This window comes from Actinomadura sp. NPDC047616, from assembly GCF_040642915.1.
Classification (GTDB): domain Bacteria; phylum Actinomycetota; class Actinomycetes; order Streptosporangiales; family Streptosporangiaceae; genus Spirillospora; species Spirillospora miaoliensis.
The window spans coordinates 477,809-489,982 of the sequence record NZ_JBEYTB010000001.1 but is presented as its reverse complement, the minus strand read 5'-3'; the positions used below and the strand labels follow the sequence as shown (position 1 = coordinate 489,982).

Annotated in this window: 10 protein-coding genes; 4 read left to right on the top strand and 6 right to left on the bottom strand. The window is 73.6% G+C overall.

All coding sequences use genetic code 11. The annotated features are described in order from the left end of the window. Nucleotides 1-4: 4 nt before the first annotated feature. The 3 genes from paaC to paaE are packed head-to-tail and all read left to right on the top strand — an operon-like array spanning nucleotide 5 to nucleotide 2,574. Nucleotides 5-910, top strand: coding sequence for a 1,2-phenylacetyl-CoA epoxidase subunit PaaC (gene paaC / locus ABZ801_RS02405; protein ID WP_360691718.1), 906 nt, complete (start codon nucleotides 5-7; stop codon nucleotides 908-910). After that, nucleotides 904-1,455: a 1,2-phenylacetyl-CoA epoxidase subunit PaaD gene (gene paaD, locus ABZ801_RS02400; protein WP_360691715.1), complete on the top strand. Its 552-nt coding sequence runs from the start codon at nucleotides 904-906 to the stop codon at nucleotides 1,453-1,455. The genes paaC and paaD overlap by 7 nt, the downstream gene beginning before the upstream one ends. A 3-nt stretch (nucleotides 1,456-1,458) precedes the next feature. Then, a complete protein-coding gene (gene paaE / locus ABZ801_RS02395) occupies nucleotides 1,459-2,574 on the top strand; it encodes a 1,2-phenylacetyl-CoA epoxidase subunit PaaE (protein WP_360691712.1) in 1,116 nt (371 codons plus the stop codon). Nucleotides 2,575-2,605: 31 nt separating this feature from the next. On the opposite strand, the gene ABZ801_RS02390 is transcribed toward paaE, so the two are convergent. The 6 genes from ABZ801_RS02390 to ABZ801_RS02365 form a co-directional block, all read right to left on the bottom strand. Continuing rightward, nucleotides 2,606-3,511 carry a hypothetical protein gene (locus tag ABZ801_RS02390; RefSeq protein ID WP_360691709.1) on the bottom strand — a complete coding sequence of 302 codons (906 nt, stop codon included), beginning with the start codon at nucleotides 3,509-3,511 and terminating at the stop codon, nucleotides 2,606-2,608. Between the two features lie 560 nt (nucleotides 3,512-4,071). After that, nucleotides 4,072-4,611 carry an NUDIX domain-containing protein gene (locus ABZ801_RS02385; RefSeq protein ID WP_360691706.1) on the bottom strand — a complete coding sequence of 180 codons (540 nt, stop codon included), beginning with the start codon at nucleotides 4,609-4,611 and terminating at the stop codon, nucleotides 4,072-4,074. Continuing rightward, complete coding sequence (locus ABZ801_RS02380) at nucleotides 4,608-5,048, bottom strand: SRPBCC family protein (protein ID WP_360691703.1); 441 nt, start codon at nucleotides 5,046-5,048, stop codon at nucleotides 4,608-4,610. Before ABZ801_RS02380 ends, ABZ801_RS02385 begins: the two co-directional genes overlap by 4 nt. A 55-nt stretch (nucleotides 5,049-5,103) precedes the next feature. Next, the gene (locus ABZ801_RS02375; protein ID WP_360691700.1) at nucleotides 5,104-6,456 is read right to left on the bottom strand and encodes an ABC transporter substrate-binding protein; all 1,353 of its coding nucleotides are present in this window, start codon (nucleotides 6,454-6,456) and stop codon (nucleotides 5,104-5,106) included. A gap of 57 nt (nucleotides 6,457-6,513) precedes the next feature. Then, entirely contained in the window at nucleotides 6,514-8,943 is a 2,430-nt protein-coding gene (locus tag ABZ801_RS02370) for a substrate-binding domain-containing protein (RefSeq protein ID WP_360691697.1), read from the bottom strand. Between the two features lie 315 nt (nucleotides 8,944-9,258). Further along, nucleotides 9,259-10,479, bottom strand: coding sequence for a hypothetical protein (locus ABZ801_RS02365; protein WP_360691694.1), 1,221 nt, complete (start codon nucleotides 10,477-10,479; stop codon nucleotides 9,259-9,261). Between the two features lie 298 nt (nucleotides 10,480-10,777). Here ABZ801_RS02365 and ABZ801_RS02360 point away from each other — a divergent pair, with 298 nt between their 5' ends. Then, nucleotides 10,778-12,094: an SGNH/GDSL hydrolase family protein gene (locus ABZ801_RS02360; protein WP_360691691.1), complete on the top strand. Its 1,317-nt coding sequence runs from the start codon at nucleotides 10,778-10,780 to the stop codon at nucleotides 12,092-12,094. Nucleotides 12,095-12,174 lie beyond the last annotated feature (80 nt).

Sequence of the window (12,174 nt, the reverse complement as noted above, 5' to 3'; positions counted from 1 at the left end):
CCGCATGTCGCGCGACAACCTGGCCGGCGACCTGGCCGGCAACGCGCTCGGCGCGCTCGCCGAGGAGCACGACGACGCCCGCTGGGCGTACGGCACCGGCTTCCACGACCCGCTCGCCGGGCTCGACACGGCCGTGCCGGACGGCGTCGACGACGCCCTGGCCGCGTACTGCCTCATGCTCGGCGACGACGCGCTGATCATGTCGCACCGGCTGCAGGAGTGGTGCGCGCACGCCCCCGAGCTGGAGGAGGAGGTCGCGCTCGCCAACATCGCCCTGGACCTGCTCGGGCAGGCGCGGCTGCTGCTGACCCGCGCCGGGCAGGCCGACGGCACCGGCCGCACCGAGGACGACCTGGCGTTCTTCCGGGACGCGGGGGAGTTCCGCAACGTCCGGCTGGCCGAGGCGCCGCGCGGCGACTTCGCGTTCTGCGTCGTGCGGCTGCTGGTGTTCGCCACCTGGCGGCTGGCGCTGCTGGACCGGCTCACCGCCTCCCGCGACCCCGTGCTCGCCGCGGTCGCCGCCAAGGGCGTCAAGGAGGTCGCCTACCACCGCGACCACGCCGCCATGTGGACGATCCGGCTCGGCGACGGGACGGCCGAGTCGCGCCGCCGCATGGCCGGCGCCCTGGCCGCCGTCTGGCCGCTGACCGGGGAACTGTTCGCTCCGCACGACGTGGAGCGGCGGATGGCCGAGCAGGGGCTCGGCGTCGACCCGTCCACGGTGCGCGCCGAGTTCGACCAGGTCATCGCCGAGGTTCTCGCGGCGGCCACCCTGCCCGTCCCCGATCCCGCCGGGACGCCGCACGAGCCGGGCCGCGGCGGACGCGACGGCGTTCACTCGGAGGAGTTCCACGCGCTTCTCGCCGAGCTGCAGAGCGTCGCCCGCGCGCACCCGGGGGCGACATGGTGACCGGCGACATGGTGACCGGCGCCCGCGCTCCTGCCGCGGCCGACGCCCGCGCCGCCGAGGCCCGCGCGGTCGCCGAGACGGTGACCGACCCGGAGCTGCCCATGCTGACCCTGCACGAGCTGGGCGTGCTGCGCGACGTGCGGGTCGACCCGGCCGGACGGGTGGAGGTGACGATCACCCCCACCTACACCGGCTGCCCGGCCGTCCAGACCATGCGCGACGACCTGCGCGCACGGCTGGCCGAGGCGGGCTTCGCGCGGGTGGAGATCCGTACGGTGCTGCACCCGCCGTGGACCACCGACTGGATCAGCGAGTCCGGGCGGCGCAAGCTCGCCGACGCCGGGATCGCTCCCCCGGGCCCGGCGCCCCGCCGCACGTCCGGGCCGATACCGCTCACCCTCGGCCCGTCCCGCACCGTGGTGCGCTGCCCCCGCTGCGGCTCCCCCGACACCGACGAGCTGTCGCGGTTCGGCCCCACCGCCTGCAAAGCGCTGCGCCGCTGCCGCGCCTGCCGGGAACCGTTCGAGCACTTCAAGGAGATCTGAGCCGTGACCGCGCTCGACACCGCGCCCGCCCCCGCCTCCGGACCGCGCCGCCGCCGCGCCGCCTTCCACGCCCTGCGCGTCACCGAGGTCGAGCGGCTGTGCCGGGACGCGGTCGCCGTCTCCTTCGAGGTGCCGGACGCGCTCGCGGACGAGTACGCCTTCCGGCCCGGCCAGTTCCTCACCCTGCGCCGCGTCGTCGACGGACGCGAGGAACGGCGCTCGTACTCCATCTGCGCCCCGGCGGGAGCCGCCCCGCGCATCGGCGTCCGGGAGATCCCTGGGGGAGCGCTGTCGTCCTGGCTGGTCCACCAGGTGCGGCCGGGCGATCTGGTCGAGGTGCTGCCGCCGTCCGGCGGGTTCACGCCCGACCTCGGGCGGCCCGCCCACCATGTGCTGATCGCCGCCGGGTCGGGGATCACGCCGGTACTGTCGATCGCCGCGTCCGCGCTGCGCGACCCGGCGTCCCGGGTCTCGCTGCTGTACGGCAACCGGCGCAGCGACACGGTCATGTTCGCCGACGAGCTGGCCGACCTGAAGGACGCCCACCCCGACCGGTTCGAGCTGGTGCACGTGCTGTCGCGGGAGCCGCGCGAGGCCGAGCTGTTCAGCGGCAGGCTGGACGCGGCCCGGCTGCGCGCCCTGCTGCCGCTGCTGCTGCCCGTCCGCGACGTCGACCACTGGTGGCTGTGCGGCCCGTTCGGCATGGTCACCGACGCGCGGGCCGTGCTGGCGGGGCTCGGCGTGCCGGACGACCGCGTCCACCAGGAGCTGTTCCACGTGGACGACGTGCCGCCCGAACCCGTCCGCCACCTGGACGAACGGCCGCCGGAGGGGGCCGGGCCCGCCACCGAGGTGACGATCGTCCTGGACGGCCGCGCCACCACCGTGACGCAGCCCCGGGACGCGACCGTCCTCGACGCCGCCCAGCGGGTGCGCCCCGACCTGCCGTTCGCGTGCAAGGGCGGCGTGTGCGGCACCTGCCGCGCCCGCGTCGTCGACGGGCGGGCCGACATGCGCCGCAACTTCGCCCTCGAACCGTCCGAACTCGCCGCCGGATTCGTCCTGACCTGCCAGGCCACCCCCGCCACCGACCGCCTCACGATCGACTACGACAGCTGACCGGGCGGTCGGGTGCGGCGGGTCAGGCCGGTCAGGTGCGGCCGAGGTTGCCGAGCTGCTCCCTGAGGGTGGGCTTGAGCTGCTTCAGGCACAGGATCGGCAGGTAGGCCTCCTTGGCCTCCATGTACTTGTCGGACCCCGCCGGGCACTCGCCCTGCGTGCGGACGCGGCCGGTGACCTTGCCGACGGCCTCGGAGCCGCCGCACTCGACCTTCTCCGGGCCGCGGAAGCTGTACGTCGGGTCCTTGATGCAGTCGCCCGGGCCGAGCACCGCGCCGCCCGCGCCCAGGCACAGGACGGGACGCCGCTCGGACGAGCTGGTGAACTTGGCCGTCTCCATGGTGCGCGGCGCGGGGCACTGCGCCTCCGTCGCCACCCGCGCGATGACCTTGCCGTACCAGTCCGCCGACGAGCACGGCACCTCGCGGTTGAAGGCGATGCTGTTGCTGATGCAGTCGCCGGGGCCGAGCTGCCCGCCGCCCATGCCGGGATCACCGGGGTGCGGGCCCTTGAGGTTGCGCACGCAGACGTCCCAGTACTGGGTCTCCTTCGCCGACACCCTGACGCGGGCACCGCCGTCGGAATCGTCCGGGCACCCTTCGGCCGAGAAGTTGAAACCGCCGAAGGTGCCCTGGCCGGTGCGCAGCACCTTGGTGACCCGGCCCTTCGCCTCGTCGGACTTGCAGCCGACCCGCAGGGCGGACGGCACGGTCTGCAGGGTGCTGGACTTGCCGCTCAGGTCCAGCCGCTTGTCGATGCAGTGCTCGGCCGCGACGGGGCCGCTCGGCTCGTCGCTCGCGTTCCGCACGACCACCACGGCGACCGTCGCCAGCAGGACCACGGCCACGACGCCACCGGCCGCCAGCAGCGCGATCAGGCGCCCGTTCTTGCGCGGCGCGGGCTGCGGCGGTTGGCCGGGGAAACCGGGGGAGGGCATCGTGGGAATCTGCCCCGGCCCCATGCCACCGGGCGGCATGGTCGGCCCGCCGGGCGCCATGGCGTGGCCGCCGGGCGGAATGGGCGGCGGCCCTCCGTACCCCTGCCCAGGCGTCTCCGGCGGCCGGCCCGGTTGCCCGGCCCAGGCCGGCGGCCGGCCGGACGGCTGACCTGCCGGTGGCTGCCCGGGTGGCTGGCCGGGTGGTTGGGCCATACCTGGCGGCCGGCCCGGGGGGTGTGCGGACGGAGGCTGCCCCTGGCCCTGACCCGGTGCGGGCCGGCCCGCGGCGGGGTCGGCCCAGGACCCCTGCTCGGAAGGATGACGAGGTTCTTCGGGACGCCCACCCTCGGTGTTCAACTGTTCCTCTTCTCACCAGCTCGTGTCGCAGGGAGCGACGACGCGACCATGATCCGTGACTCCGGCGTCAACGGCCGGACGGCCACCCCGCCTCGAACGCGCGCACCAGGGCGTTCCCGGGGGACCGGCACAGAAATTGACGACCAGTCCACCCCAAGAGTTGGATGGTCGTCCAGAAAAATCCGATTCGCGAAGCCGGCTGCTCAGTGGTGCCAGGGGAGACGCACGGGCTCGTCGGGGACGCGTCCGGCGAGCAGGTCGACCAGCAGGGGCGCCAGGCCGAGCGGGTAGACGGGCTCGTCGGCCGACCGCAGCTCGTCCAGCGTCCACCAGCGGTGATCGGTGATCTGGTCGCGTTCCAGGGTCTCGAACCCGGACGTGTCGATCTCGTAGGCGGCCGTGCGGTGCAGGAAGAAGTCCTCCCGGAACAGGCCCTTCGCCCACCCCAGGTCGGCGTAGCCGGACGTGACCGCGACGTACGGGCCGAGTTCGCCCGGCGCGACGACCAGGCCGGTCTCCTCGCGCAGTTCGCGGGCGGCCGCCTCGCGCAGGGTCTCGCCGTCGTCGATGCCGCCGCCCGGCGTGATCCAGCAGTAGCCGAGGTCGGGCCTGCCCCCCACGCGCATGAAACGGAACAGCAGGATGCGCTCGGCGTCGTCCACCAGCAGCACGCGCGCCGTATGGCGCCGGTACCGCTCACCCGCCGCGTCGTCGCCTGCCGCGTTCTCGGCGGCGCGCGTCATCCGGCGAGCTCGGATTCGAGCTTGGCGAGCTGCTCGTCGTAGATGCGCTGCAGGCCGCGGGGCGCGAAGGTGCGTTCGAAGAACCCGCCGACGCCGCTCGCCCCGCTCCAGGTGGTGGTGATGCGCACGCGCGTGCCATCACCAGCGGGGGAGACCGTCCAGGTGGTGACCATGGAGGAGTTGGCGTCGCGTTCGACGAGCGTGTTCTCGTCGGGGACGCTGACCGACATCAGGCAGTCGCGGACGCGCTTGCTGGTGGCGGCCAGCTTCCAGTGCACCACCGTGCCGTCGCCCTTGCCGCCCTCGCGCACCTCGTACTCGCTGAAGTGCCCGGTGAGCGTTCTCGAACGTACGCCGTCGTAGTCGCCGATCGCCTCCAGCACCCGCTGCGGGCTCGCCTTGACCGTCTTCTCGGCGGTGGCAGTGACCTGTCCCATGCCCTCCATCCTCTCGCACCCGTGGCGGAAGGGCCCGAAAGGGCCGCCCCGAACGTCACCGGCCGTCCGCGGCCGTGCGCATCTGCTCGTTGAGGATTCTCAGTTCCCGGTCCCTGACGGCGACCCATTCGCGGTTCATGGTGCCGGGCTCGACCAGCGCCCGGCGCAGATGCGTCTGGATGAGGCTGGACACCTGGTCGTAATAGGGCGTGACCGGACGGGTGCGGGCCCCTTCGATTCCCTCCCGCATGATCGCCAGATGCGGATACGCGCTCCGCAGCGCGGCGTCGTCGTAGAGCGCCTTGCGGGTCGGGGCGACCCCGGCCTGGCTGAACAGGGTCCGCTGGCTCTCCGGGCCGGTGAGGAACCGCATGAACCGCCGGGCCGTGTCGCGGTGCCGCGAGCAGCGCGACAACGCCAGGTTCCAGCCGCCCAGCGACGAGGGAGTCGGCAGCGGCGCCACCCCGAATCTGCCGGCGACGCGCGAGCCGCTGGAGTTCAGCACCTGGTAGGCGTACGTCCAGTTGCGCATGAACAGCGCCGTGCCGTCCTGGAACGCCGCCCGGCTGCCCTCCTCGTTGAACGACAGGGTCTCCCGCGGAATCCAGCCCTCGGAAATGCCCTGGTGCAGCCGGTCGATTCCGTCCCGCAGCGCCTCCGGCCTGGCGAGGATCTCGCCTTTGGGGCCGAGGATCTCCCCGCCCGTGTCCCAGAACGCCTCCATGGCGTTCACGGTGAATCCCTCGTAGGCCCCCAGCTGGGTGACATAACCCGCCAGCTTGTTCGCGGGCGCCACTCTCAGAGCCGTCCTGTGCAGTGCCTCCCAGGTTTTGGGGACGTGTTCACCGGCCTGGTCGAGCACGTCCTTGCGGTAATACAGCAGCCCGACATCCGCACGCAGCGGAATCGCCCACAGTCCGCCCCGGTAGCTGGCGCCTTCGATGGGCCTGGCCAGGAATGCCTCGGCCTCGAATTCGTCGCGGTCGAGCGGCACGATGTAGCCCCAGCGGGCGAATTCGGCCGTGCGGATGATGTCGATGGAGACGACGTCGTAGCAGGCGTCGGCGCCCGTCGCCGCGGCCGCCTCCCCGCCGGCCTCCCGTTCCCGCGCGGCGGCCGCGTCCTGGGCGTGCGCGACGAGCTGGGCCCGCTGGTCGTCGGAGTTCTCCGGCAGCTCCACCATCTCGACGCGCTCGTCGGGGTGGCGGCCGTTCCAGGCGTCGACCAGCCGTTTGATCTGGCGGCCGCGGGTGGTGTCGTGGCTGTCGGCGAAGACGATGCGGCCCACCCCGTCGGCGTCCTCGTCGTCCTGCCCCGTGGACGTGCACGCCGCCGCGAGCGTCACCGCCACGGACGCGGCCGCCACCGCCGACACGGCCCGGCGGAGCGCCGGCGAAGCCAGTTCCATCGCGACTCCCTCGTCGTCGGCCGCGCGCCGCGCGTGGGCGGGACACGCGGCCGGGCCTCACGTAGACCGCCGGGGATTGCCCCACAGCCCGGCCGCCACGCCGTCGAGCGCCTTGCGCATGGCGGTCATGTCGTTGATCGGGTAGCACGCGCCGCCGCCCGCCTGCGCGACCCGGTCCAGGCCGTTCTCGCAGCCGCCGCTGTGGAACGCCAGGACGTAGAGGCGGACGGGGACGCCGTCCAGCAGCTCGGCGCGCAGCCGGTCGGCCCGCGCCTGGTCGTCGCCGCCGTCGTCGGTGCCGTCGGCGATCACGATCAGCGCCTTGGTGGGCGCGTCGGCGGGCTTGCGCCCCCGCCCGTCGCCGCCGGACCGTCGCAGCTCCCGCACGGCCTGGCGGACGGGGTCGTACAGGACGGTGCCGCGGCCGCCCGTGTCCAGCCGGACCCTGTTCAGCCGGTCGTTCTGCGCGCGGTCGGGCGGCCCGAGCGGCACCACCGAGCGGTGGTCGCGGCGGCCGTCCAGGTCGCGGGCGAACGTCCACAGCGCGATCTGGTCGCGTCCGCCCATGAGCCGCCGCGACCGCGTGATCGCGTCCTCGGCGGCCGCCAGCCGGGTGCCGCCGGCGTCGGGGAACGAGGCGTCCATCGCCCGCGACACGTCCACCGCCATCAGCACGTCGGCGGACCTGCGGACGCGGTCCCACGCCTCCAGCAGCGGCCCGTAGTGGATCTTCCCGGTGAGGTCCAGCAGCCGCGGCGTCACCACCACGTCCTGCAGCGGGAGCTGCCCCTTCACGTCGTGGAACCCGGCGTCGCGGAACCGCTGCTGCGCCTCGGGCGTGAGCAGGAACCGGTACAGCTCGTCGATGACCCGCCGCCGCTCGGGGCTCGCCTGCGGCGTCCGGTTGATCACGACGTACGGGTGATCGAACAAGGGCGTCTCCGCCTGGACCACGAACGTCAGCAGGTCGGGCTGGGCGGCGCCGGACGGCAGCGGGCAGCGGCCGCCCAGCGAGCCGCCCGAACGGTAGTCGATCAGCGCCTTCTGCGAGACCAGCACCGCCGTCCTGTCGTGCAGGTCGCTGCCGGCGGGGGACGTGCGCACCGCGCACAGCAGCCGCTCCGGCTCGTCGTCGTCGCGGGCGACGGCCTGCTCCACGGCGTGCAGCCGCGTGGCCGCCTCCGTGCCGCCCAGCGTGTCCTCGTTCAGCACGTCGCGGCCCAGCGCGGCACGGTACAGCGCGGCCGTCGCCGCCAGGCCCGTGCTGGACGTGCGGGGGCTGGCCCGGCCGAACAGGTAGCCGTGCTGCGGCCATGCCAGCACCTCGTCCCAGGACAGGTCCCGGTACTGGCGTCCGGTCAGGCGGAGCTCGTCGGCCATGGGCCGGGGCACGCCCACCACCAGGCGCGATCCGGTGACCGACCCCCTGACGCCCAGCGTGACCGTGCCGATCCGCTGGGCGCGCAGCACCTCCCGCAACTGCTCGACCTCCAGGGAGGAGTCGGGCAGCCACACGTCCGCCTCGTCGGACACCTCACCGCCGGTGGCCTGCGCCGTCGTCGCCGTCTGCTCGACGGCCGCCTGGGCCGGGCTGCGCGTCAGCCAGCCCTGCCTGATCGATTCTTCGATGCCGCCCGCGTTGGACGCCGTCACCACGTTGATGTCGGCCGCCCGGCAGCCGCTCGCCTCGCGCCGGCGGCGGCTCTCGAAATCCTGGGTCAGCGCCTGGACGACGTCGGCCTTCTCGGCGGACACCCGCACCCGGACCTGCACCGGCGGGCGGTCGCAGAACAGCGGCCGCGACTCCCCCGGCACCAGGCTCAGCAGCGCCAGCGTCACCACGCCCACCGCCACGACGCCGCCGAGACGGCGCGGCGCCGACAGGCCCGTGACGCGGACGCGCAGCCGCGGCGCGGGAAACGACCTCGTCCACGCCCGCGCGGGCCGGTCCTGCCGCACCGACGCCGTCAGCGGCCGGTAATCGCCCGGATCGTTGTGCGGACCGCCCTGTTTGACGACGCCGTTGTAGAACGAATCGGAGACGATGACGCTCACGGCGGCGTCCGTTTCACGGGCCACCGCCTTGAATTCCGGCGCCTCCAGCAGCCGGAAAGCGTCGTCGACCGCCTTGCCGGACACCCCGTGGGGGTCGTGGCCCACCTCTCCGGCGTGCAGGACGACCCGCAGCCGGATGTGCGCGCCGGCGTTGGTGGTGGCGTTGTGCGCCGCCAGCTCGCGGGCCAGGTGCGGCAGCGCCTTCAGCGCCCGCGCGGTCGGCACCGACGCGGAGACCAGGATGAGCGCGCCGTCCCCGCGGTCCTCGCGGTGCCGCCGCCAGGGCAGGTACCAGGGCAGCCGGGCCCGCACGAACGCCCGGCGCAGCGCCCGGTACATGCCGTCCCGCGCCACGCGCCGATGCCAGTCGGTGGGCCTCTTGGTGGAGTCCACCATGTCGACGCAGAAGATCGTGTGGTGCCGCGGTTCCATGGTCGGCCTTCGGGGGGTGGGCGTACCGGCGTTCACGGCTTCGACCGCCGGTCCTGTCGCGAGCCTAGGCGAATGGCGGTGTGATCACCTTCTCATAGGTCGAGTTCTGGGGAAATGGACCCCTGTGGTATTCCGACGAACCGGTGTGATGTGTGGTTCACCGGACCTTTTGAAATGGCGTGCATGACCGTTCCGGGGTTGTTTTCGGCGCTTGGCGAAGATCCTTCCCGACGGGTCTGGAAGCCATGTGCGCCTTGCCGGAATCGGCCGTCCGCTCGCTCGGTGCCGGGAGGGCTGCCGCGTGGGGCCCGGCGGTCAGGGGCGGTCGTGGCCGAGGAGCCAGCGCAGCCGGCGCAGCCCGTCGTCGCCGAGGCGCGGCCCGGCCTGGTCGGCGAGTGCGCGCAGCCGTTCGCGTGTTCGCGGGGACGGCGTCGTGTACACGGTGGCGGAGTCCCCGTACACCCACGCCAGCAGATCCGCGCGGGCGAGCCGCCCCAGGGCCGGGTCATCGGAGGCGAGCAGCAGAAGGTCGGCCTCGACCCGTGCCCAGGCGCCGTGGGTCTTCACCAGGTGGAACGCGCCCTGGCGGACGTGACGCGGCTGTGCGGCATCGGCCACCAGCTCTTGGAGCCGTTCCAGGGGCAGGGCGGTCACCCGTCGCCGCGTCACCGCGCGGACCACGGCCGGGGACGGATCCGTCAGCAACGCCGCGACCTCTTCGTCCGGCCTGCCGAGCCGGTGGAAGGCGCGGACGGCGGCGGCTCGCACCCGTGGACGTTCGTGACGCAGGTAGGGGCGCACTCGTTCGACGTCCCGCGCGTCCCCGCATTCGCCCAGGCCCGCCACCAGCCCCGGCAGCTCAGCAGGGGACGCCTGGGCGGAGCGGTACAACTCCACTGGGTCGGCGCCCGTTTGCCGTACGGCCCACTGAGCGGTGGCCCGCATCAGCGCGGAGCGGCTGGTGAGGAAATCCCGTCCGCGGTCGGCACGGCCCAGCTTGACCAATGCGGTGAGGGCCTCTGCCCGTACGCGTTCGTTGCGCGAAGTGAGCATTCGTTCCAGCGGCTGGGCGTTTCCCTCTGCCAGAGCGCGCTCAGCGGCCGCCTCGGCGCACAGCATGCGGCAGACGATCTCGGTCTCCCGCAAGGCGGCGTCGACGAGCGTGTCCGAGGGAACCGTGCCGTCCAGCCACAGCCGATAGGCCCATCGCCGCGCCGGCAGGCTCCGGGATTCGCGTGCGGCGGCCAGCACCTCCGGCGGGCTGTTGCGTACGGCCTCGGTCACCAGCGCCATGGCAGCGTCGGCACGGTGCTGTTCGCGTATCTGCAGGGCCACGTCGATGGCCTTGAGCAGCGCGGCGTTGTAGGAGCTGCCGTAGGTGGCGGCGAGCGCATCCCGCAGGACGGTCCTGGCGTCGTTCCGGACGGGCGCGGCCCAGTCGGCCGTACGAATCACCAGGATCGGCCACAGGCGGGAGTCGGTGCGCGTGGCGGTGGTGGCGAGGGCGGCCTGACGGACGCGTCCATCGTCGCTCACCTTCGCATCGTAGGCGGCGTTCGAGGCGGTGTGCGATCATGGCCGCGCTCTCCGGCCTGGGGACGACGCCTCCTACAAGATCGCGATCCATCCGCGTCGTCCCTGCTCAGGTACTGCCGGGCGAGTTATCCACAACCTGTGGAAGATATGTCGGCGGCGAAAGGAACCGCCCGCCTCCGGGGAAAGGTTCCGCCGCGTAGCCGTGTCCGGCGTTGACGCCATGGTGGGGGAAACCGCACCCCCGGGCGGGGAGGCAGCCCCGCTGTGCCCCAGCCTTCCGGCCGGAAGGCTCAGACGCATGCGAATCCTGAACTCACCCGCCCGGGGCGTGCAGATAACGCTGGGCAGCGTCGTCGGTCTGGCGCTCGTCGCGGGGATGGTGCACACCTCGCCGTCCCGTCCGGCGGTGGCGGCGGCATGGGCCGGCGTCACCAAGTCCAACGCCACGACCTGGGTGGGGGGCTGGGGCGCGGCCGTGCAGCCCCCGGTGGCGGGCGATGAGGACTCCGGGCAGAACTGGTCGAAGGAGGGCTTCCGGAACCAGACCGTCCGGCAGGTCGTGCGGGTCGGTGTGGGCGGGACGCGGATGCGCGTCCGCCTGTCCAACGTGTTCGGCACCAGGCCGCTGCGGGTGGACGGCGCGACGGTGGGCAGGTCGGCGGGCGGCGCCCTGGTGTGGCCGGACAGCCTGCGGAAGGTGACGTTCGGCGGCGCCCCCGGCACGGTGATCCCGCCCGGGCGGGAGGTGGTCAGCGACGCGGTGCCCCTGCGCACGTCGCCGCTGGAACGGCTGACGGTGAACCTGCGGTTCACCGGCGCCACCGGCCCGGCCACCTTCCACCGCTTCGCGCTCGACTCCACCTACCGGGCGGACGGCGACCACCTGTCGGACGTCGGCGCCGAGGCGTTCGGCGCGTCCACGGGCTCCTGGTACTTCCTGAGCGGCATCGATGTGGACGGCGGCCGGGCCGGGCGGCGGACGGTGGTCGTCCTCGGCGACTCGCTCGTGGACGGGGTGGGCACGACCTCGGGCGCCGACCGCCGCCTCCCCGACGGCCTGGCCGAGCGGCTGGCCGCGGCGCGCCGCCCGTTCGGCGTCGTCAACGCGGGGGTCGGCACCGGCAAGCTGCTGCGCGACTCGGCGTGCGGCGGACAGAGCGGCGTCGGCCGCTTCCGTCGCGACGTGCTCGGCCGTCCCGGCGTCCGCGCGGTGATCGTGCATCTGGGGGCCAACGACATCGGGGCTCCGCAGGTGGACGACCCGTGCGTCCGGCCGAATCCGAAGGTGAGCGCGGAGGAACTGATCGACGGCCACCGCCGGTTGATCCGGGAGGCGCACGCCCACGGGATCAAGGCGATCGGCGCGACCATCCTGCCGATGAAGGGCGCGCTGTTCCCGATCTGGAGCCAGGAGGCGGAGAAGGTTCGCCGGCAGGTCAACGAGTGGATGCGCACCAGCGGCGAGTACGACGCGGTGCTGGACGTGGACCGCGCCATGGCCGACCCGGGGGACCCGCAACGGCCGCGTCCCGGCTACGTGTTCATGGACGGCCTGCACCCCAACGACGCGGGCGCCCTGGCCATCGCCGCCGCCGTGAACCTGGACGACCTCTGAGGAACAACGCCCCGCGCGCTGACGGTGTGTCGCGTGGAACCGGGGTGCGTCCTGCCGGGATCGTGTCCTCCACACCCGCC